The sequence below is a fragment of the Phyllobacterium sp. T2-21 genome (genome assembly GCF_055378485.1).
Genome location: NZ_AP027912.1, coordinates 1,103,800 through 1,126,038, shown reverse-complemented (window position 1 = coordinate 1,126,038; position 22,239 = coordinate 1,103,800). Strand labels below are relative to the sequence as shown.

The 22,239-nt window shown below is 55.4% G+C and carries 17 protein-coding genes and 1 pseudogene; 8 read left to right on the top strand and 10 right to left on the bottom strand.

The window, feature by feature from the left end; genetic code table 11:
* Nucleotides 1-56: 56 nt before the first annotated feature.
* The 5 genes from ACZ5FP_RS05610 to ACZ5FP_RS05590 form a co-directional block, all read right to left on the bottom strand.
* The gene (locus tag ACZ5FP_RS05610) at nt 57-854 is read right to left on the bottom strand and encodes a hypothetical protein (protein ID WP_464662651.1); all 798 of its coding nucleotides are present in this window, start codon (nt 852-854) and stop codon (nt 57-59) included.
* Nucleotides 855-902: 48 nt separating this feature from the next.
* On the bottom strand, nt 903-1,724 hold the full coding sequence (locus ACZ5FP_RS05605; protein ID WP_464662649.1) for an acid phosphatase: 822 nt from the start codon (nt 1,722-1,724) through the stop codon (nt 903-905).
* A 63-nt stretch (nt 1,725-1,787) separates the two neighbouring features.
* A complete protein-coding gene (locus tag ACZ5FP_RS05600; RefSeq protein ID WP_464662647.1) occupies nt 1,788-2,909 on the bottom strand; it encodes a DUF1254 domain-containing protein in 1,122 nt (373 codons plus the stop codon).
* A 151-nt stretch (nt 2,910-3,060) separates the two neighbouring features.
* Complete coding sequence (locus ACZ5FP_RS05595; protein WP_464662646.1) at nt 3,061-4,062, bottom strand: helix-turn-helix transcriptional regulator; 1,002 nt, start codon at nt 4,060-4,062, stop codon at nt 3,061-3,063.
* A gap of 113 nt (nt 4,063-4,175) precedes the next feature.
* Nucleotides 4,176-5,006 carry a transporter gene (locus tag ACZ5FP_RS05590; RefSeq protein ID WP_464662644.1) on the bottom strand — a complete coding sequence of 277 codons (831 nt, stop codon included), beginning with the start codon at nt 5,004-5,006 and terminating at the stop codon, nt 4,176-4,178.
* A gap of 920 nt (nt 5,007-5,926) precedes the next feature.
* On the opposite strand from ACZ5FP_RS05590, the gene ACZ5FP_RS05585 reads away from it, so the two are divergent.
* The 4 genes and pseudogenes from ACZ5FP_RS05585 to ACZ5FP_RS05570 all read left to right on the top strand — a co-directional run.
* A complete protein-coding gene (locus tag ACZ5FP_RS05585; protein WP_464662643.1) occupies nt 5,927-8,332 on the top strand; it encodes a phosphoketolase family protein in 2,406 nt (801 codons plus the stop codon).
* A 4-nt stretch (nt 8,333-8,336) separates the two neighbouring features.
* A complete protein-coding gene (locus ACZ5FP_RS05580) occupies nt 8,337-9,518 on the top strand; it encodes an acetate/propionate family kinase (protein WP_464662641.1) in 1,182 nt (393 codons plus the stop codon).
* Between the two features lie 298 nt (nt 9,519-9,816).
* The gene (locus ACZ5FP_RS05575) at nt 9,817-11,793 is read left to right on the top strand and encodes an oleate hydratase (protein WP_464662639.1); all 1,977 of its coding nucleotides are present in this window, start codon (nt 9,817-9,819) and stop codon (nt 11,791-11,793) included.
* Between the two features lie 69 nt (nt 11,794-11,862).
* Nucleotides 11,863-11,949, top strand: a pseudogene (locus tag ACZ5FP_RS05570) (IS5/IS1182 family transposase); the annotation flags it as partial.
* Here ACZ5FP_RS05570 and ACZ5FP_RS05565 read toward each other — a convergent pair.
* The gene (locus ACZ5FP_RS05565; protein WP_464663191.1) at nt 11,949-12,371 is read right to left on the bottom strand and encodes a DoxX family protein; all 423 of its coding nucleotides are present in this window, start codon (nt 12,369-12,371) and stop codon (nt 11,949-11,951) included. The pseudogene ACZ5FP_RS05570 and the gene ACZ5FP_RS05565 sit on opposite strands and share 1 nt — an antisense overlap.
* A 604-nt stretch (nt 12,372-12,975) precedes the next feature.
* The gene (locus ACZ5FP_RS05560; protein WP_464662637.1) at nt 12,976-13,602 is read right to left on the bottom strand and encodes a class I SAM-dependent methyltransferase; all 627 of its coding nucleotides are present in this window, start codon (nt 13,600-13,602) and stop codon (nt 12,976-12,978) included.
* Between the two features lie 297 nt (nt 13,603-13,899).
* Here ACZ5FP_RS05560 and ACZ5FP_RS05555 point away from each other — a divergent pair, with 297 nt between their 5' ends.
* On the top strand, nt 13,900-14,745 hold the full coding sequence (locus tag ACZ5FP_RS05555) for an endo alpha-1,4 polygalactosaminidase (protein ID WP_464663189.1): 846 nt from the start codon (nt 13,900-13,902) through the stop codon (nt 14,743-14,745).
* 379 nt (nt 14,746-15,124) lie between these two features.
* Here ACZ5FP_RS05555 and ACZ5FP_RS05550 read toward each other — a convergent pair whose 3' ends face one another.
* Both ACZ5FP_RS05550 and ACZ5FP_RS05545 read right to left on the bottom strand, forming a co-directional pair.
* Nucleotides 15,125-16,486: a sensor histidine kinase gene (locus ACZ5FP_RS05550; RefSeq protein WP_464662635.1), complete on the bottom strand. Its 1,362-nt coding sequence runs from the start codon at nt 16,484-16,486 to the stop codon at nt 15,125-15,127.
* Complete coding sequence (locus ACZ5FP_RS05545) at nt 16,483-17,148, bottom strand: response regulator transcription factor (protein ID WP_464662633.1); 666 nt, start codon at nt 17,146-17,148, stop codon at nt 16,483-16,485. The genes ACZ5FP_RS05550 and ACZ5FP_RS05545 overlap by 4 nt, the downstream gene beginning before the upstream one ends.
* A gap of 1,285 nt (nt 17,149-18,433) precedes the next feature.
* Between ACZ5FP_RS05545 and ACZ5FP_RS05540 the strand changes: the two genes are divergently transcribed.
* Nucleotides 18,434-19,888, top strand: a complete 1,455-nt coding sequence (locus ACZ5FP_RS05540; RefSeq protein WP_464662631.1) for an FtsB/FtsL family cell division protein — start codon at nt 18,434-18,436, stop codon at nt 19,886-19,888.
* Nucleotides 19,889-20,043: 155 nt separating this feature from the next.
* Here the strand turns inward: ACZ5FP_RS05540 and ACZ5FP_RS05535 are convergent, their stop codons facing one another.
* The gene (locus ACZ5FP_RS05535; protein WP_464662629.1) at nt 20,044-20,256 is read right to left on the bottom strand and encodes a hypothetical protein; all 213 of its coding nucleotides are present in this window, start codon (nt 20,254-20,256) and stop codon (nt 20,044-20,046) included.
* Nucleotides 20,257-20,361: 105 nt separating this feature from the next.
* Here ACZ5FP_RS05535 and ACZ5FP_RS05530 point away from each other — a divergent pair, with 105 nt between their 5' ends.
* Both ACZ5FP_RS05530 and ACZ5FP_RS05525 read left to right on the top strand, forming a co-directional pair.
* Nucleotides 20,362-21,270, top strand: coding sequence for a LysR family transcriptional regulator (locus tag ACZ5FP_RS05530; RefSeq protein WP_464662627.1), 909 nt, complete (start codon nt 20,362-20,364; stop codon nt 21,268-21,270).
* A 183-nt stretch (nt 21,271-21,453) separates the two neighbouring features.
* Nucleotides 21,454-22,230: an alpha/beta fold hydrolase gene (locus ACZ5FP_RS05525; RefSeq protein WP_464662626.1), complete on the top strand. Its 777-nt coding sequence runs from the start codon at nt 21,454-21,456 to the stop codon at nt 22,228-22,230.
* Nucleotides 22,231-22,239: the final 9 nt, after the last annotated feature.

Here is a 22,239-nt window from a genome sequence, read left to right as displayed (position 1 = left end):
TGAAATTCACACCACCTCCGTAGGAGAACGCCGATCTCACATCCGTTCGCCCAGGGCTAGAAATGGAACACCATTCCCAATATCGGTCCCTTTTGAACCACGTCGTAGACGAAGCCATCCCGACTGTAGTCGACACCAAGCGCGCGATAGCCTGCGACCGCCGACAGGTTGTCCCTGAATTGGTATCCGAGTGTTCCGGCCAGGTCCCAATCGAGCTTTGCCTGTCCGGCACCCACGACGCCCCAGCCACTGAAATACAGAGTGTCTGTGAGGAAATATTTTCCCCTTATGCCTGCGACAGCATCAACCCATGCGGCGCTGTCGCGCCCGCTGTGTCCGTCGAACAATCCGCCATTAAAGGAGATTTCCGTGCTCGCATACCAGACGCGTCCTCCCGCCACTGCGTCAAGACGGTTTTTTCCATCTTCAAGCAGACTGTAACCTCCACCGAAAAAGCCGGAAAATGTTTGAGATGTAACGTCGACACTTTTGCTGAAGACGCCAAGAGGGGTCTGACCACCTGTCGATATCTTTGTATAAATGATATCGCTGAACAGACTGTAGCGGTCATAATGCCCTTCAATGATACCCATGAACGAGAAGTCAAGGTCATTGAAAAGGCTGCCGAAGTCGGATTGCATTCTTGCAGGAGGCAGCCCAAATTGACCCGCAGTGCCGCTGATACCGGCGGCCCAGAAATAAGGACTTGCGCTAAAACGCCATCCGTCCGGTTTGATCTCCCGCCTGTCAAATTCAGGCACGGCGGGCGTCAACGGAATATCCGCGGCGACAGCCACAGACTGGCTGCCAATCAACGCAGCCAGTGAAAGCGCGAGTAGTCTATGGTGATGCATTGGTCGCCCCGAAATTGCGCTGCGGTGATTTGTTTGGAGAATGATTTGTCAGCGCTTTTGCTCTGAGAGCACTTCGTCCTCGACGGCACAGTCGACTGCCGGGGAACTGGCTGTTTCCAATTCCTTGCGAGCTGCTTGAATATCAGCAAGGAATTCGGGATTGCTATGGAGTTTAGCAACCGTCGCGGCGCCCATAATGCGTCCCCCGTCGACATCGCTTTGCCAGTGGGCGTTGCAGATCACCCGGCTTTGCCCGAACGACAATCCGCGCTCGAGCAGATTATCGGCTCGCTTTGGATTGACTTCGGCCAAAGTGAGCGCCCAGGCCCAGCCCGCAGCAGTGTGCCCCGATGGATAGGAACCATCCTGGCGCAACACAGCTTCTTCGTCTGGCTGACACGTGCCCTCATTGTGCACGACGAAAGGACGGGTTCTGTTGTACCGGTTCTTGATGCCATAGGTCGACAACCCCGCATCCGTCAGCACGCGTTGCATCAGGCGATAGAGATGCGGTGTCTTCTCTTCGCTGATATCCGCGCCCATAGCACAAGAAAAGTTCTTCGCAGGCTGGGGAAACTGCAGATCAGCGTCTTTGCGCGCAAAATCCCAGCGCGCTTTTCCGCGCAGCGCCATCGTAGCTTCTCTGGCAGCCTCGTCACGCGCCAGCGCCGCACTTCCGTCCGCTGGAGGGGCCCCAAGTAAAACAAGACTGTTGGGAAGCTCGCTTGATTGCAGATAGCCCGGCGCCAGATGAAAATGTGGATCAGTCACCTTCGGCCCAACGGCCGTTTCCGCGATAGCAGAACTTATATTTTGGCCAGATAAAGCCACCGCGGTGAACAAGGCCATTTGACAGATCTTTGACAACATCCAACTGCTCCTCAAAATATAGCTCCGGATACCATCTGCGCGTGGTTCCACCAGGGACTGGGTTTAGTGCTTGGCCTCGGGAAGCTTCCACTCACCACTCACAAGGGTTGGCTCCGGACGATAAAGCCGTACAGTGTAGTTCCAGCCCTCAACGATTGGCAGGCAGTTGGGGATTTTGCCGTCACAGCCTCCGAACTGGGCAGTCACCGATCCGTCGGCATTTTTCGTGGCAGTGATGTCGTTGATCGAATAGGCATTGTAGTCGTTTTTCTCGAAGAAGCCTTTTGCGTTGTAAACGCTGATCGACCAGAAAGCCTTCACCGGCACGCTCTTTGGCACGTTAAGGGTGTAGACCGTTTTGCCATCGTTTTTCTCGGGAGTGAAACTCGGGTACATGGCGTCCTTTTCCGGAATGCCACCCCAACCGGAGGCTGTGCCAATCAAGTGCTGGATCGGATCGACTTCGCCGCGGGCTCCAAAGGAATCGTGATAGGACGTCTGATGTTTTGCCAGCGCAAGCAGCGCATTGCGAACATCCGTGAGGCCCTCTTCATCCCAGTTTGGAAGGTCGAGCTTGCCTGCGTCCTTCTGGCTGACCTTGATGGCATCCTGAAGCTTGTGAACCTCGTCGAGATCCTTCGGATCATTAGGGTCAACCAGCGTCCGGACAGCGACGAAGGCATATCTGGTGCCAACCGATTTCTGCGTCAGCGTAACCGGGTTCGTCCCGTAGGCGACGATTGGCAGATAGTGATCCTGATCGACGACCATCATCGACATATAGCGTTTGCCCGCGTCTGGCAGCGAGAGCGTTACCGGCCCGCCAGCAAGATCAAACACAGCAAATGAATACAGCGTATCCCGGTTCATACGGATGACCGTTTGCTTGTCAACCGGCACAGGCTCGCGGGAGTGCTTGAACTTGCCCAGTCCGCCTATGTCCTTTGTATTGGCCGCGAGGTAATGGTCGGTCTCCGCGCGGGCGAAATTGTCAACTGTGACCGGCATTTTGCTGCCTGATGTTTCGGCAAATGCTCCGCTGGCCCATACAACCGAAGCAACTGCTAGACTGATCTTAACCGAGCGGAACATGGATATACCTCTTCGTTCAAACTGACTAACGACCCCGTGCCATTCCACAGGGGGCGACACGGAGCATGCGAACACCATCTGATCGATCATCATGTGACCAACCGGCAAATTCTAATCAGTCCGTTTTAGGCATAGACGGATCACCGGTCTTGCCATTTTGTGCCAATGTCTGTCCGGCGACGGCATTTCTCCCATCCAAGAGAAAAGGCGCGGAATGGCGACAAATATTCCGAGAGAAACACACCTATCGCAACTGCGATTGCGCGCGAAACTGCTGCGGCGTAACACCGGCTATTCGGCGGAATGCGCGGCTGAAATGTGCCGGATCGGAATATCCGGAAGCAAATGCGATATCAATAATCTTGGAATCGGTATCCCGTAAAAGGGCGCTCGAGCGCTCAAATCTGACGGTATCGAGAATATCGGAATATGCAAAATCAACGTGAGAGAGTTTGCGTTGAAAGGTGCGCGTGCTGACGCCCGCCATCTCCGCGACCTCGGGAAGCGTTGGAACGGCTCCGTCGAGATAGGATGGCAACATCAGTTTGAGCACCTCGACGATATCGTAGCCGGAAGGCCCATCCTCATGCTCATGCGACGAGGCAAACAATTCGGTCGAACGATTGGAGAGACTAAGGCACGCAATCGGTATGCTGATCCAGGCGGCACGCTGTTCAGACAGGAAGCGCACATTTGGCCAGGAAGATTGCGTCGCCGCACCCGGCGTGTAACGAGCTTCAAAAGCCATCGTCGTCGGCATCCAGTTGGGCCCTGTGAATTGCCGGACGATGTAGACAGAGAAAATATTCTGGAGCCATTGCGCATGCTCCAGATGCAGGAGCGCGCTTGTTCTGCCAAGCCTGCTGCAAACCCGCACGTGATCACTATCGTGTTCGATCCACATGCTCAGGACCGTATCCTCCCGTGAGGCCCAGTTGCAGGCGTGCCGCAACGCAACAAGCAGTGTCGGGGAGTGAGCGATCAGCGCTCTGGTCTTTTCTCTCAGATGGGAATAATGCAGGCGCTGGCTGGCCAGGAAGCCAAAATCTTTGATGCCCTGGGTGCTCTGGGCGGTCTCAATAAAGTGGATTGCCGGCAAGAGCGGGACATAGAGATCGTTTTTCGGCTCCAGAGACGATGGCAGCCGAAATTTTTCCAGAAGCGAATGCGTCGGCGCACCAATTTCATCGAGAATCCCGATAAAAGGAAGAAGAAACTGGCTGCGCGTTATGGGAATGGTAGCCATTGCACCTCGTCGCACTCACGTGGTTGACACTATCACTTGCCAAAATCGCGTGAGATTTACAACTTTTGGGAGTAGTGAATTTCACCGTTACATTGCCAGCACATTCGGCTCACTTATTTGGCAAACATAAATGTCAGGGTCGTGCGCAGCCCCCATTCTGGACTGCCCGCGGGTCCATCGGCGTAGTAACGCCCGCCCAGTTGCAAGCTCATAGCCTGGTTATTGATCTTGAAAACCTGGCTAGCGCCCAAATTGATTGGCACTGTCCATTGATTTGCCTCCCAGTCATAGGTTGAATCCACGCTGAGCGACATCGATCTTCCCTGGCCAAAATTATAGGAAACAAATGGCTGCAACAGACTGGCACTGACATCCTGCCTGCTCGAAGACCCTGCGACCGACCAAATATGATTGCCCAATGCGCCGACCGTCCACTCCTTTCGCTGGACAAGTGCCACCGCTGTCGGCCCAAGTCCGAATTTGCCGCTACCAAGATAATCATCAGTGGCCGTGGGCAGAAGAAACACCGGACCGGCGCCCCATATCAAACCGCCAGGCCCTGCGTTTTTGGGAGATAGAAAAAGGCTGGCATTTATATCGCCTAAACCGGAAACACTTCCGCCTGGCGTGTAGTCCCGGTAGGCGATCGGTATAATCGTGCGTGATATAACGTTCCACTCATCGTTTATGCTGAATGGAATGACAGGCTGAATGTTGAGCCCGTAGGCAAAGCCGTCTTTGTTGGCACCGGCTTTAAAATCAAAATTACTTTGAAGGGGAACGCTGATCAGACTGGCCAGCGGATTGGCTAATTGTTGCGACAGATCGTCAGCAGAAGGTTGCGACCAAGCCGCGCCAGAGTTAAATGTAATAAAACCAATAACCGAAATAATCGTGGCGCAGGGCCGCTTAAGCCCACCGAACAGATCATTTATGTACTGCATTTTCCACCCATCCCCTAAACATCCCGAGAGCTAGTCTTGCTTTAGCAAGACTATGTTATTTGCAACATTTCACGTTTTCCCATCGGAAACTGTGCCGATCCGCACAGTTTCCGATGGGAAAATTTGCTTTTATTGTCATTGTTTTTTGGCAGTCCACATCTCGGCAAGATCGGATCGCCAATGAGAAATTGATACGCGGCTTTTGGGCAATGACTCCTGTCAAATGATACAATTGGAGAAAAGGTGCCGCGTATGTCGCGAGCGAATGCCGAATGCACAGCCCTTTTCTTCCATGACCCAGGTCACGGTGCTCCTCCTGACCAACGAGCCCCATGCCATTCCACAGGGGGGCGACACGGAGCAAGAAAACGCCATCCAGCCGATCATTGCGCGATCGACCGGCCAATTCCAGTTAGCTCGTTTTTAGCATTGGTGGATCATCGGTCTTGCCATTATGTGCCAATGCCTGTCCGGCGACGGCCTTTGGCCCATTCAAGCGAAAGGGCGTTGAGCTTCGTCACCGGTTGACCTGATTTTCCATCTGCGGTCGACCAGAGCCGATCAAGACAAAATGAACACAAACATGAGTTTCGTACGGCTTCGGCGGGTCAGGGCGACATGGCTATTGTGGTCGACGGTTGAAGATTTCTGGTGCGGCGGGCGGCTCCAACTTGCGCCCCAGAATAAGTTTCCAATGCAGCAGTGCTGTTCAGTTGTCTCGTTGATCCGATGTTACGGTTACGTACCTTCCGGGATTGAAGCACTTCAGCGATGCTGGCGTTTCAACGGGAGATGTCCGACCCCAACCTTGCATGTTCGAGCTTTGGGAAGAGATGACAGGGCTGCGGACCTCTGATCGCCGGGTGTCGAAGACGCACCCCGGAAGCATACTTGACTGCGGCACACGAAAAGGAGCGGCAATGCAACAGGAACTTCCCGATGTTCTCGATCCGCGCGAACTCAGTCTGATCGACCGCTACTGGCGCGCTGCAAACTATCTTTCCGTCGGCCAGATTTATCTGATGGATAACCCCCTATTGCGGCAACCCCTGAAGCCCGAACATGTAAAGCCACGCCTCCTGGGACACTGGGGAACGACACCGGGGCTGAATTTCATCTATGCCCATCTCAACAGGTGCATCAAGGCGCGCGATCTCGATATGATCTATGTTTGCGGCCCTGGCCATGGTGGCCCCGGCATGGTTGCCAACACGTATCTCGAGGGAAGCTACAGCGACATATATCCGGCAATCTCCCGCGATGAGACTGGCATGAGGAAACTGTTCAGGCAGTTCTCGTTTCCCGGAGGCATTCCAAGTCACGCCGCACCGGAGACGCCCGGCTCGATCCATGAAGGAGGCGAACTTGGCTATGCGCTTGTTCATGCCTATGGCGCTGCCTTTGACAATCCGGAACTCACGGTCGCATGCGTTGTCGGCGACGGTGAAGCCGAGACCGGTCCCCTCGCCGCTTCCTGGCATTCGAACAAGTTCCTCAATCCCGTGCATGATGGAGCCGTCCTTCCGATCCTGCATCTGAATGGTTACAAGATAGCCAATCCCACAGTGATGGGGCGCATGCCGGACAGCGAGCTGAAAAGCCTGTTCGAAGGATACGGATACGAGCCCCTGTTTGTCGAAGGCAGTGATCCCCAACGGATGCACCAGTTGATGGCGGCGGCCTTAAACAAAGCCTTCGACCGCATTTCTGCGATACAATTGGAAGCCAGAACAGCCGGCAAGGCGTCAAAGCGGCCCAAATGGCCAATGATCATCTTGCGCAGCCCGAAAGGCTGGACGGGTCCCAAGGAAGTCGATGGCAAGAAGGTCGAGGGATTTTGGCGCAGCCACCAGGTGCCCATTGCGAACGCGCGCAACGACAGCAACCACAGACAGCTTCTTGAGAACTGGATGCGAAGTTACGCCCCCGAAAACCTGTTCGACGCGAGCGGCAGGCTGGTCGAGGATCTGCAGGCGCTCGCGCCTTCCGGAGACAGGCGGATGGGAGCCAACCCGCACGCCAATGGAGGTGGGGCACATCGTAAGCTGGATCTACCTGACTTTCGCGCACACGCCGTCCCGGTACCGGAATATGGCACCGTCACGGGAGAGGCGACACGGGTTCTTGGCGGGTACCTACGCGACGTAATGGAGCGAAGCGCTGGAAGCCGGAATTTTCGCCTCTTCGGACCGGATGAAACAGCTTCCAACAGGCTGGACGCGGTCTTTGATGTGACCGGTCGCGTCTGGATGGAGACCATCGAAGCCTTCGACGAGAACCTTGCAACAGACGGCAGGGTGATGGAGGTACTGAGTGAACATCTGTGCCAGGGATGGCTGGAAGGCTACACCCTCACCGGACGCCACGGATTGTTCTCCTGCTATGAAGCATTCATCCACATTGTCGACTCGATGTTCAATCAGCACGCCAAGTGGCTCAAGGTCATCAATGAACTTGCGTGGCGCAAGGACGTGCCGTCCCTGAATTATCTGCTGACCTCCCATGTGTGGCGGCAGGACCATAACGGGTTCAGCCATCAGGACCCCGGTTTCGTTGACCTCGTAACCAACAAGAAGGCAGAGATCGTCCGGGTGTATTTTCCGCCCGATGCCAATACCCTGTTGTGGGTGGCTGATCACTGCCTGAAGACGCATAACCGCGTCAACGTCATCGTCGCGGGTAAGCAGCCCTCACCCCAGTGGCTGGGTATCGAAGACGCCATCAAACATTGCGAAGCCGGAGCAGGCATATGGGACTGGGCCGGCAGCAATGCCGACTATGGCGAGCCTGACGTCGTCATGGCATGTGCCGGCGACGTACCGACACTCGAGACGCTCGCCGCGGTCGATCTCCTGCGGCAATGCCTGCCGCAATTGCGTGTCCGGGTCGTCAACGTCGTCGACTTGATGACGCTTCAGCCGCAGGACCGCCATCCGCATGGTCTGACGGATGCGGCATTTGATGCGCTGTTCACAACAACACAGCCGGTGATCTTTGCCTATCACGGCTATCCCTATCTCATCCACCGCCTGACCTATAGCCGCAGCAATCATGCCAACATTCATGTCAGGGGTTTCAACGAGGAAGGAACGACGACGACGCCGTTCGACATGGTGGTTTTGAACGAACTCGACAGGTATCACCTTGCCATCGAAGCCTTGAAACGCCTGCGCGGGCAACCGCCCCGCGGCGCTGAACAGGCCATCGAGCATTTTCGCAGCAAGCTTGACGAACATGCCCGTTACATCCGGATACATGGCGAAGACATGCCTGAAATCCGGGAGTGGAGCTGGCCCTACCCGTCGGCTGCCGCAACCGGGGATTGAGGCCGTGCCGGATTTGATCCTTGTTCTCAATGCCGGATCGTCAAGCCTCAAGTTCGGGGTGTTTGCGTGCTCTGAAACGGCCGTGACGGAGGTCGCCAGGGGGAAATATTCCGACCTTCACGGCACACCACATTTCTCCACAAGCACCGGCACACGCAAAGCCTCCGGGCTCTCGCTGGAAACGGGCAGTTCATTGCGCCATGTTTTGGAGCACTTGACCGGATGGCTAGCGAGCGAAGGACATATGTCATCGATCGTTGCGGCCGGACATCGTATCGTTCACGGCGGCACTCAGTATTATGCGCCGGTCAGACTGACGCCTGACGTCCTTGACGAACTGGACGCGCTGACCCCGCTGGCTCCTCTCCATCAGCCCGCCAGCCTTGAACCGGTCCGCGTGTTACGGGACGTGCTGACCGACCTTCTGCAGATCGGATGCTTTGACACGGCCTTCCACCATCATCTCGGCATCGAAGCCCGCAGCTACGCACTTCCGATCAGGTATCAAACGCAAGGCATCCGAAAATTCGGTTTTCACGGTTTATCCTACCAGCACGTTGCATCCGAGCTTGCGGTCGTCTCCCCGCAACTGAAGGGAAAACGAACCGTCGTCGCGCATTTGGGCAACGGGTGCAGCCTTTGCGCCATGCGGGATGGCACCAGCGTCGATACGACGATGGGGTATACCCCATTGGACGGTCTGATGATGGGAACGCGATCGGGGAGCTTGGATCCCGGACTTCTTCTCCACCTGATACGCGAGCTCAAAATGAGTCCCGATGCAGTGGAACATCTGCTCTACAACCAGTCGGGCCTCCTGGGAGTCTCCGGAATATCCGCCGACATGCACACCCTGCTGGACTCGAGCGACCCGCACGCCTTGGCGGCAATCGATCTGTTCGTCTACCGTGCCGTCGCCGAAGCCGCCAGAATGACAGCCGCGCTCGAAGGTGTGGAGGTGCTGGTTTTTACCGGAGGCATCGGCGAAAATTCCTGGCAGATTCGTGAACGGATCTGCGCCAGATTGGCTTGGCTCGGCGTTCTTCTGGACCATCGGGCAAATCGTGCCGGAGCGGCCATCATCAGCAAGCCCGAAAGCAAGGTTGACGTCCATGTTGTCGCTGCCAATGAAGAGATCGTCATAGCGCAAAGTGTGGCAGGCGTGCTGAAAATCCAGGGCGCTTGACCTTAGCGATCAGGTCCTGAGCGAGCTGCATTCGAGCATTCTGTTACTGTTACATGCTTCCATTGCTTCAATGCATAATCAATTGTTTACTGGGGGAACCGCCTTCGATTCTGGAGATTGCACCAAACTTTATCGATAGCAGCTCAGGCAATTTCGAACTTCGAAGATCTTGAATAGTGGAAGAAGTGGTGTGTTGAGTTCATCCGATGGATCACGATTTGACGTCACCCGCCATCAAACCGATAAATCCCGCAAAGCATTCAAGCTGGAATTTCAACTCGATCCGGAGAGAGATGCCATGACCAACTCGAACACCACCGCCAGCAAATCCGGCAAGACGTTCACGGTCGAGGCCGATGCCACCGCCGCCTATTGGCACAACAGCGCCGGCAACAGCCTGCCGCCACCCGACATGATGGGAGCTTATATGCGCAACCGACCGGTCCTGACCGGGCCGGCTGAACGCCGCAAGGCCTGGATCATCGGCAGTGGCATCGCGGGCCTTGCCGCCGCCTTTTACATGATCCGCGATGGCGGTATGGCGGGCGAGGACATCACCATATTGGATACGATGCACATCGAGGGCGGCTCGCTTGACGGCGCGGGCAATCCGGAGGACGGCTATATCGTCCGCGGCGGCCGCGAGATGAACTGGAACTACGATAATCTGTGGGACATGTTCCAGGACGTGCAGGCGCTCGAACTGCCCGAGGGCTACAGTGTCCTCGACGAATATCGGTTGGTCAACGACAATGACCCGAACTTCTCCAAGGCCCGGCTCATGCACAAGCAGGGCCAGATACGTGATTTTTCGACGCTGGGCCTCTCCAAATCACAGCAGTGGGAACTGATCCGCCTGATGTTGAAGCGTAAGGAGGATCTCGACGACATCACCATTGAGCAGTATTTCAGCGCAGGCTTCCTCGAAACCAACTTCTGGTACCTCTGGCGCTCCATGTTCGCGTTCGAAAACTGGCAGAGCCTTCTCGAAATGAAGCTCTACATGCACCGGTTCCTCGACGCGATCGATGGACTGACCGACATGTCGGCGCTGATCTTCCCGAAATACAATCAGTTCGACAGTTTTGTTCGTCCCCTGGTAGCGCATCTGCGGGAACGCGGTGTGAAGGTGCAGTTCGACACGCGCGCCTATGATCTCGACATGACCGTCGAAGGCGAGGCCCGCACGGTAACAGCCATCCGGGCCAAGGTGGGCGGAGCCGATACCGCCATTGCCGTTGGCCAGAAGGATCTGGTCTTTGCGCTGACCGGGTCGATGACCGAGGGCACTGCCTATGGCGACATGGACAATGCCCCGGTGCTCGACCGCGGCAGGCATGACCCGGGCGACGCGAGCGATTGGGCACTGTGGAAGAATCTCGCCAGGAAGTCGCCCATCTTCGGCAAGCCCGAGAAATTCTACGGCAATGTCGATGGCTCGATGTGGGAATCAGTGACACTCACCTGCAAACCGTCGCCCTTTGTCGAAAAGCTGAAAGAGCTTTCGGTCAACGATCCCTATTCGGGCAAGACGGTGACCGGAGGGATCATCACCTTTACCGATTCCAATTGGGTGCTCAGCTTTACCTGCAACCGCCAGCCGCACTTCCCGACCCAGCCGAAGGATGTTCTGGTGGTCTGGGTCTATGCGCTGCTGATGGACAAGGAGGGCAACTTCGTCAAAAAGGCGATGCCGGCCTGCACCGGGCGTGAGATCCTGGCCGAGCTTTGCTATCATCTCGGCATTGAAGATCAACTCGACGATGTGGTGGCAAACACCAAGGCGCGCATTGCGCTGATGCCGTATATCACGGCGCAGTTCATGCCGCGTGCGGCGGGCGATCGTCCACACGTTGTGCCCGCGGGTTGCACCAACCTTGGCCTGATGGGCCAGTTTGTCGAGACGTCGAACGACATCATCTTCACCATGGACAGCTCAATCCGCACCGCGCGGGTCGCCGTGTACACGCTTCTGAACCTGCCAAAGCAGGTGCCGGACATCAGCCCGACCCAGTATGATATCCGCTCGCTGCTCAAAGGGGCACGGGCGCTGAACAATGGCGAGCCGTTTCCAGGCGAACGCCTGCTGCATCGTCTGCTGGACAAGACCTATTATGCCCACATCCTGCCGCCGCTGCCCGAATCCGACGCCGCCAAGCGCGGGACCGCCGAAAGCGAACTGACGGGGCTTCTCGGCAAGGGCAACCAGGCGCTCGGCACTGTGTTCGCCTGGCTGGAAAAGATGCGAGAAAACTTCACCACAAACAAGAATTAGGGTTCGCCAGATGACGCGTTAAACAGCCGATTTCAGCGCTGCTCTCTTTTCCCGCTTCAGCAAGAGGCTTACCGTGAGCGCAATCCGATCGAGCGGTTTTTCTCCAAGCTGGAGCACTTCCGACGCGTCGCCACACGCTATGACAAGCCCGTCGCTCAGGCCCTGCCTTGCCAGCCCGCTCCGAGCGCAAGCACGCTTCCCGGCCCGTGCACGGCGGCGAAAAACAAACCCGCTACGAAAGTGAAATGGTCGACAAAGAAGCCGAATTCGGCCTGGTTGCTGGCCCAGTGCGACGGGCCGTGGAATGAAAATCCGAGGAAGATGACGTAAACGGCCGCGACTATCGCCGCCGGAGTGAAAACGGCGCCGGTCAGAAAGGCGATGACCAGCAGCATTTCGAGGATCGCTGCGCACCAGGCGAGAAACAGCGGGAACGGGAAGCCGGCGGCGGCGATGTAACTTGCCGTCGCGCCCATATCCATGAATTTGAAGGTGACAGCCATCAAAAAGACAGCGGCGAAGATAATGCGGGCAATGAGAATGGCGGCAGTCTGCCAGGCCGATTGAGCGTTTTCCATGATGAACCTCCGGGTTGAAGCGGTTGATGCTGCAAGGACGGCCAAGATAGGGAGATTCCGACAGGGCTGGGAAAATTTGTTTTGCCGGGCGATCACCTGCATGGGAAAGGCCCGCCAAGTCAGGCGTTCAATTGGGAATTTCCGGGATGCTTTTAAACACTGCACCGTACTGGAAGATGTCCGAGGACGGCAGGATCGGATCTGCAGGGTAGAGCTTGAGACGTTCGCGGGCTATTATTGGCTAGACGTCACCGGTGTGCCGCTCGCATCAGGATAGGAGCTTCTTCAGCTCGCAATACGCTTGCCAAGGATCGTTTGTACGCGCCACAGGCGCCTTGAAAATCTTCCTTTGAAAAAGCCGAAAACAGGCGAGTTTGGGACATTTTCATTGTAGCCCGAAAGTCTACAATCCCGATCAAAAGCCTGTTTGTATCGTACCTCTTGGCAAAAACACGAATAAAGGCAGTCAAACGAACAACGACTGCTTTGCGCGCCCATACCTGTCGATAGGTAATTGTGCCTTCGACCGGAAGCTGACATTGCGGTGACTGCCTAGAGCTCATCGTCGCACTACAACCGGCCATTCCCGCAAGTTCTGTGTGGATCACGCCCGGCTCGCCCGAACGCTCAGCCACCGATCATGGGGCTTTCCAACGCACCGGCGTACCTCGCTGACGATCCAGCCGGCGTCGGTGAGTGCGGACCGCAGGGCGGACTCGCGCCAGTACGTCTCGACGTAGCGCCGGGGCGCTGCAGCACTGCCGTGTGTGGACACATCCTCGCCGTCGCCCTCTCTAACGGAGGCGTGCAATCGGCCACCGGTCCGGGTCGCCTCGGCAAGCCGCCCAAGCACCGTGCCGAGATCCTCGCGCGCAACATGAATCAGGCACGCACAGGCCCAGATCCCGTCGTAAGGCGTACCGGGACGCTGCGGGTCGGCCAAGTCTTCGGTCAGCGGATCCAACGGGTCAGCCTCGAAGCCACTTTCGCGAAGCAGTTCGACGAAACCCTTTGAAATGTCGGTGCGCCGGACGCTAATTCCTCGCTTCTCAAGCTCAAGTGCATCTCGTCCGCCACCGCTTCCAATCTCCAGCACCCTGCCCGCGCCACCCAGCGCGGTCACGAACACATCGATCTCTGTCGCGACCCATTCGGGCATCGCCGCGGCCTCTGAAGCGTACTCCGCCGCGACCATATCATAGGACCGCACGGTATCCAGGTCGGTGCTCATCCCAGCGCTCCTCCTTCAAGACAACAGGTTCGATGAGCGACAGGCCCATCAGTCCGATGCGCCCGTCACACTTCGGCAGTTGGTGACATCGCGGGCGATTTGCTTCCCAGTTTTAGCAGAAATGCGGTCACAGACACCACCGACCGTCAGAAGCTGTTTCATTACCCTTGACCTTGGTTCGCCAAGAAGCAAATATCCGGATTTAGCTGACCCAGGCGGTAGCCAGTCCGTCATATTCGTCACGCCAGAACGCCGTGCTCGAGGCGGGGAACTCAGCTAGACAAGGTCTTGATCGAAATGCGTATTCAATGGTTCCGAACGGCGATGATCGCCGCCGTCGTTGCTACAGGCTGCGTTGTTTTGTCTGCAAATGCTCAAACTCTAACGTTGCCTCCGGCCCACGGTAAATTCGACTACCAGATTGGAGGCGAATACAGCCCGCAACGCAGTGTTAAGATTGTTGTCCGGGACAGAAAGGTTGCCCCTGCAAAAGGTAAATACAATATCTGTTACGTGAATGCCTTCCAGACGCAACCGAAGCAGAAGGAGTGGTGGACAAAAAACCATCCGAATCTGCTGATCAAGAAAGATGGTGAGTATGTTACCGATCCAAAATGGCCAGAAGAGTATATATTAGACACATCTTCAGACACAAAACGAAAGGATCTGATCAAAATAATCGGTCCCTGGATCGACAAATGTGCGGCTGACGGCTTTAAGGCTCTCGAACCCGACAATCTCGATTCATGGGACAGATCCAAAGGCGCTTTGTCACCAGAAACCAATATCGAGTTTGCCAAGCTGCTGGTCAAACGGGCTCATGATGCCAATCTCGCTGTCGCCCAGAAAAACGCCTCGGAACTTGCACCCAAGGGCCCAAAGATAATCGGCTTTGATTTTGCGATTGTCGAAGAATGCGAATACGAGAAGGAATGCAGCGAGTACACCAAAGTGTATGGCAAACAGGTTTACGAGATCGAATACAATGACAACAACAAGGATACCAATGGCAATCCCGTTGATCCCGTAAGTTTTTTCAATGCCGCGTGCGACGCACGCGGTGACAAGATCTCTATCATCTACCGTGACCGCAAAGTCGTTCGGGACACTTCGCCCGATTACGAATACGAAGTGTGCGACTAATGAGATTGACATACGGTCTTGCTTATTCTGCCAACACAATTTCTAGAAGTAGAGGCTGCATCGCTGCAATCGACTGGATGATGGATGGGCCAATTTCTGTAATTCTTTCGATACGATGTTCTCCCATACGCATCGATTACGCCAGCGCCTGGACGTCAATCGATTGGCGCGATTTGCAGCGGATCATCATCGGGACCATGAGGAATTGTGGTGTTGATTTCCACGCGAAACTGAGCCGGTTGGAAAGACCAGCAGCGAGGTCATCGCCTATCAAAAACGCGCACGCAAACCGTCGCGGCGCAACAGCTGGGTCGAGGAACAAGGGAGCGCATACTACGGGAGCAGGCTGCCACAGATCTATTCACAACAAACGACATTTCTAATGGGCGGCCACACTCGGCAAGCGGATGATGACTTCAAGTCCACCATGACTGGAACGTTCAAACGCAATCGTTCCGTTGTTGAGGGAGACAATCTCCGAAGCAATCGCCAGGCCAAGGCCAGTGCCTGTGACTGTCTCGTCCAACCGCCTGTCGCGAAGACCAATCGTACTGTGATCTGAGAACTGAATGCCCGGACCATCGTCGGATATTTGCCATTCGACGAACGCGCCATCCTGCTTAGCATTGATATGGATTTGCGTGTTCGCCCATTGCGCTGCGTTCTCCAATATCACACCGACAAGCTCGACAAGGTCGTTTACGTCGATGTCGACGTTCAGACCATCCTTGACATTAACGACCCAGACCAGTTGTTCGCCTTTGGGTGTTCTTTTCAACACCGCAATCGTGCGGGGAACAACGCTGCTCAACGACGCGCTGAGGGCGTGCATCCGAACGCGTTGACGCAGTCGAACCAGCCTTAACTGATAATCTATCCGGTCACGCATCTCGTTCGTCAGATCGACGATTGATGCTGCGCTGCGAGTGTTGCCGCCTTTTTCCAGCTCATAGGCGATCGTGCCCAATACCGTCAGCGGGGTTTTAAGCCCGTGAGCAAGATCGGATGCACGGGATCGCGCAAAATCCATCGATTTTTGTTGCATGGCAAGGAGGGCATTTACTTCGCCGACCACAGCAACAACTTCCAGCGGATAGATGGCATCGATTGAAGACGCAGCGCCGTTGCGGATACTTTCAATATCCTTACGCAATTTCCTGAACGGAGAAAGACCGAACTGCACCTGCAGGATGACGGCAACGACAAGGACAAAGCCGAGGACCAGGAGGGCTAAGGCCAGCTCCCACCCAAAGCGGGTGATCGCCTCATCGAGGATAGACCTGTCTTGAGCGACGATGATCTGAAAACGCCGTTCACCTTTGGTTTCTGCAAAGCGCGCCGTCAGGGACAATGCAAGCAATGATTGGCCCACCGGCCCTTGAACGGTCGACAGCTGTCCGCCTTCATTTGAGGGGCTAACCTTGAGAACATAATCCCAGAGCGATCGCGAGCGGATGTTTTGCTGGGTGCCAAGATCTGTGATCTGCCAATAGAGGCCGCTGACCGGTGTCTGATAGCGTGGATCAGGCAAAGCGCCAGTAAGCAAAGGTGCGGCACTGAGGGCGTCCGGATTGATCAAGGCGACAAGGCGCGACATTGTCGCCGATAAATCTGCGGATGCGCCTCGTTCCACGTTGTTGGTGAATAGATAGCCGATGGTTACACCCGCCAAGACGAGGGCAATGGCAATCCAAATACCAGCTCCCAGTATAAGACGAACCCGTAAAGACTGGATTCTCAAGGGGCATCCCCACCAAGGATATACCCAAAACCTCGACGTGTTGCGATGATATCGGCACCTAATCTCTTGCGCAGGCGACCGACCAAGACTTCAACGGCGTTCGAACCGCCCTCGAAGTCCTGCGTATAGAGATGTTCGGTAATCTCGACCTGTGAAACGACGCGTCCGCCCTGATGCGCCATGAAAGCGAGCAGCCGGTATTCTTGTGGTGTCAATACGATTGGAACGCCCGCGCGCGAGACCTGTCTCATCCGTGTGTCGAGAACCAGTTCGCCAATTTCAATCTGAGATGATGCAAAGCCACCTGCCCGACGCACGATCGCACGTATGCGTGCCACGACCTCCTCCATCCGGAAAGGCTTTACAACGTAATCGTCAGCGCCGGACTCGATTCCTTCCACTCTTTCGTCCCATTGTCCGCGCGCAGTAAGAATCAAGACGGGAACGTTACGTCCTGCGCGGCGCCAGCGCTTCAGGATCGTCAAGCCATCCAGTGTTGGAAGGCCCAGGTCAAGGATCACGGCATCGAATGGCTCGGTGTCACCCCGGAACCAAGCGTCTTCTCCATCTCTGGCATATTCCGCAAGGAAACCGGCGGCCGATAGCGCTGTGCCAAGCGACTCGGCTATGCGGCGGTCATCTTCGGCAACGAGTATCCGCATGTTTATCTCACTCTTATGAGTTTGCCTGTGCGGGCATTGAAAGAATAGCGGCTGACTTCGCTGTTGGTCTCGAGCACCTTCAACTCATATTGGAGAATACCCCTCACGGGGCGCAACCGCGCGTCAATGATCTGGCCGTTGGTAAGGTGGCGGGCAATGGTTACAATGTCGTCTAGTGGGAGGGCTCTGTTGGCTTGGACGGCTCTTAAAGCGCCATTTGGTCCTTCAAATTTCTCGTCGGGTCGGTTGCCTCCAGGACCGTCGGGGTAAGATTGCTGATCGCTTCCGGAATCATCCGAATCGGAGACGCCATCGCCCGAGTCTGGTCCATCCATAGAGCCACCGTCGCTCGAAGAGCCATCCGAACCGCCGTCGTCGGAGATTTTGATGTAATGAGCACCCTCGTCACTTGTCCATTCGTGTGCCTGCACCGCCTTGGGAAGGTGTAGTGCTAGGACAACGACCGCAAACCGCAGCAACGCCCTCAAGGGCCGAAAACGCACTCGCATCCTCCTAAAACCATCTAAGCCCTTCAAGGGGATAGCTTAGATCAACGAAGCTGACAATTCGCTGACAACGCACTCACGCGTTTTTCAGGCATCATAAAGTATACCCACCACCGTAGAAGCAAAAACACGTGAATTGGCAACGAGGTCAAAATCCATGCAACCGCGCGGACATTAGACGATCGCACACGATGGCATGTCTCTTCGAGATTCGAGCAAAAACCTGGAGCTGCAACATGAGAGTGCTGTTTCGTTTTGTACCAGTCGTCATTTATGTGACTGCGCTATCGGGAATGTTTTTTACGATATTGGTTGCCTGGCCCGACATGCCTGCAGGACATTTCAGATTTTCATACAATGTCGGGCAAACCGGCGGCCCTTATGTCAAAACAATAAACTGGTAACGAGTCTTCACCAGACTTCAATATGCCCGACCGTCACGAATTCCCAATACCCTAAATCGCAGCGTCCCAATCTTCAGAATCGCACCGATTTAAGTCTCCAAGGTCACATATCTTCGACGTTTGATAGGCCCAAAAGGAATACAAAATGCAGACGCTATTTCGCTTTATGCCAGCTGCCATCTATATGGTCGCTCTATTTGCAATCATTTCGTCGATATTGATCGTTCGGCCATCGCATGTCAGCAGACCGTTCAACTTACATTGCCAGTATGAAAAATACTCCGATTGCAAAATGGTGCGTTGAGGCCGCATCCGAACCTGACAACGCTGCGCGTGCAACTTGCCCGCGCCTGCCCAATACGCAAGAGGACAAGAATGAACTCGATCAGAAAAACACGCCGCATAACAATGATGTTGAGCAGCGCCCTTCTTTTGGCCATGACCGGATCAATCACCGTTCCTTTGTTTGAGAGCAGCCAGGCTATGGCTGCGTCATCTGCAAAGATTGACGCAGCCCAACTGCAACTCAATATGCGCCGCTCTCTTTCAACTATTCTTGTTGCTTACAAAAACGAACCCAAAAAAGGCTCGCGGGCTGATGCCATGCTTATGAAAGCGACAAACAAAGCACTGCAGGCACTTGGGAGCCTTGAAAAAGGTATTAATGCCCGCGACCCCAAGAAAATGACGACTGCTACAAGCAGTCTCTCTGTTGCAGTTGGCCGCATTGAAGCAATTTCGGATTCTGCCAGGATTGCCAATCCGACGGTGCGCGAAGGCGTCAGGGCTCTTTCCACGAACTGGGCCGCCTATGGGACGCGCTATGCGCTTACTGAACCAGTCAAATCAAAACCCGTGAGGGCAAGTTTCGAGCAGGTAAAAGAACTAAAGGCGCAGGTAGCTAAGCTTCGTTCACAGGTGAACAGGCTGCAAACCGAAACAAGGTCCAATACTCAGCTTGCAGCCAATATCAGAAGACTGTCGACCCAATTGGACCGGATCGAACAGGACCGTATTGATGAGGCAAACTATCAGCGAACGGTCTTTCTCCTCGGTTCGTTTATGGGCTGGATGGACGGCTATCGGGTCGTCACGACGACTTACTACCCGGCTTATACCCACTACTTCGTAGTGGAACGGGTTACCTATGAATATTGGGAGACCTGCTGGACCGACTATTACGAGCCCTATTACACCTATACAGACTGGAGCTACTACGATGATCCGTTTACGCCCGCCGTCAACATTAACATCAATATCGACGCATCGACACAAGTGGTGGTCAACAACTACGCTGAACAGAACATCAGCGTCATGATTGACGAGAGTCATCAAACTGAAAATTATTTCGAGAACCTGCCAATTGCCGAAACTGATGTTGACATGAAGCAGGTGGACTACACGCCTTCCACACCGGCTTATGAATTGGAGAAAGAGATCACCAGATCCTCATTGGACTCTCCAAAAACGATACCTGCTCCAATTGAGACAGGCAGCCAGGTCGAGCCCAACGACAATACTGCCGATGAAAATCCAACGGGTGATTCAAATGCACGAGTGCCATCGGTCGCAGAAGAACCAGTAGCTGAGCCTATCGTCCCGGCTAGCGAACCGGAGGAAAAAAAGAGCAGCGCGCGGCCTGAATCATCTGTCCGCACCTCAGAGGAAGCTATAATCGTTGATCAGGATGAACAATCCCCATCCACGAAAAGAGAGCAGGTCATAGAGCCTTCCGACAATGATGATGCGAACGTGCAACCGCCTGATCGCGAGCCGGCGGCAATCCCAGAAGCATCGCATGAAAGTGAAGATGAGCAGCCTGTTCAATGAGAGCAGGAATATGAAAGTTTTGCCGCCTGATGAGCCGTTTTCCAGTGGTTGACCGGATCTGATTGAGATTAAGTTGTGATCAAATAAAAGGTCACGAAGTTTATCCATGCTAGGAACCACGACCGATAGCAAACGCTTACGCTACGTGCCGCTCTTTACACACTAGTGCCTGACAGGCTCCGGTCCCGCATGGTCTCCAGGTCATCTTCCTGCTTCAGGTCAAGCACCACGGACTTCTTGCCCCGGTTGAACGCCATGCGGGATGCGCCCATTCCCCGCATAATCCCGTCATAGGTGGTCACACCCAGCCCAGTCTGAACCTTTTCTACGTCGGGAGTTCGGGCTATCTCCATGAAGCTGTGAGGCACCTAATCTCTCCTGACACCTGTTTCGCCGACCGCAACTAGCATTCCGGCCACGTATGAACTATGAGTTGTGGGTAGAAATGACTATTCCATTTATTGAGAGGATCGATGGATCGCCTTGAGGCCATGTCGATGCTGCTGGAAGTTGTCGATCATGGTAGCTTCTCCGCTGCCGGGCGGGCGATGCGAGTATCGCTGCCAACATTGAGCCGTCGAATTTCCGAACTGGAGGCCCTGCTTGGCGCGCGCCTGCTCACGCGCACGACCCGCAAAATCATGCTGACCGATGCCGGCGCTGTCTACGTCGCCGCCGCACGAGAGATTCTCAATAAGGTGAAACAGGCGGAGCGCGAAGTAGCCGGCGAGTTCATCGAGCCGATCGGCGAATTGGTCGTAACGGCTCCCACGATGTTCGGACGCCTTCATGTCTTACCGATCATTACTGAATTTCTGGAACTTTACTCCGGAATTCATGTGCGGTTGGTGCTGATCGACACCAATCTGGCACTCGTCGAGGAGAATGTAGATGTGGCGATCCGGATCGGCCAGCTGCCAGATAGCGCCATGACCAGCAGCCGCGTGGGATCGATCCGGACCGTCCTGTGCGGCAGTCCCCGTTTGTTTGTAGACAAGGGTGAACCGCGCACACTCGATGATATCGCCCACTTTCCCTCAATTACGGTAAACATGCCCATTCCAGTTGCACAGTGGCGCTTTGGTGTTCCCGGCTCGCAGGACGCACGCATTCCGCCATTGTTGTCTCGCCTGACGGTAACAACGCCGGAGGCGGCAGCGGCGGCAGCGATCCAGGGGGCTGGGCTAACTCAACTCCTGCATTACCAGGTGGCCGATGCTGTAAGAGCCGGAACGCTGCGGATCGTTCTCGAGGAGATGGAACCGGCCCCGTCTCCGATCCATCTGCTCCATACGTCAAAGGCTCCGCTGCCGCTCAAACTTCGCCGTTTCCTCGACTTTGCCGCGCCGCGGCTTCGCAGCGACCTCGCGGCTCTGTCATAGCTCCAAGCCCATCGTGAACCGACGAGTGGGCGCGATACTTCCATTTAATGAAATAATATCTTGTCGATTTGCGTAGTTCTCCACGCTTGGCGTAGCGGTTAGATAGGCTTTCGGCAGGTGGCGGCGTTGTGAGTTCTTTGTAACCTCGCAGACCCCCGCCCGTATTACGAAGGAGGTAGAATCGTGGCGCAGGCTGAGTTTTCACATAACCACATGACTTCCATGCAAGGAGATATTAAAGCGGCCGCGCCTGGCACAACTATCGTGCTGGTGCATGGGGCGTTTGTGGATGGTTCGGGTTGGCGAGCGGTACACGATAGACTGAACCGCGACGGTTATCGCGTCGTCGTCGTGCAGAACGCCATCCGGTCGCTGGAGGATGATGTTGCCAATACGCGGCGTGCGATCGCGGCAGCGCCTGGTAGCGTGATCCTTGTTGGCCACTCCTACGGGGGCGTCGTCATCTCGGAAGCGGGCAATGACCCGAAGGTCGTTGCCCTGGTGTATGTCGCTGCATTCGTCGCTGATGCGGGAGAGTCGGTCCAGACGTTGACGGCCAATCATGCACCGGGCGGATCGAAACCACCCTTCCTGCCGACCGGGGATGGCTACCTCCTGTTTGACACCTCCAAATTTCCTGAAGTCTTCGGCCAGGATCTTTCTCCCGAAACGAGCAGCTTCATGGCAGCGGCGCTTAAGCCTTGGGCCATCGCATCGATGGCGGGCAAGGTCACTGCCGCCGCGTGGCGCGTGAAACCCAGCTGGTATGTGGTCGCCACAGACGACAGACTTGTCCACCCCAGTCTTCAACGCAGGATGGCAGAGTCGGCCGGCGCGCGCGTCGTTGAAGTCGCCGGCAGCCATGCGATCTACATGACCCAACCCGAAGCCATCGCCATGACGATTGTGCAGGCGGCAAGAGCCACGGCGGAATGTGGAGCGAGCCAAGTTCTAGCTTAGAGGCTTACC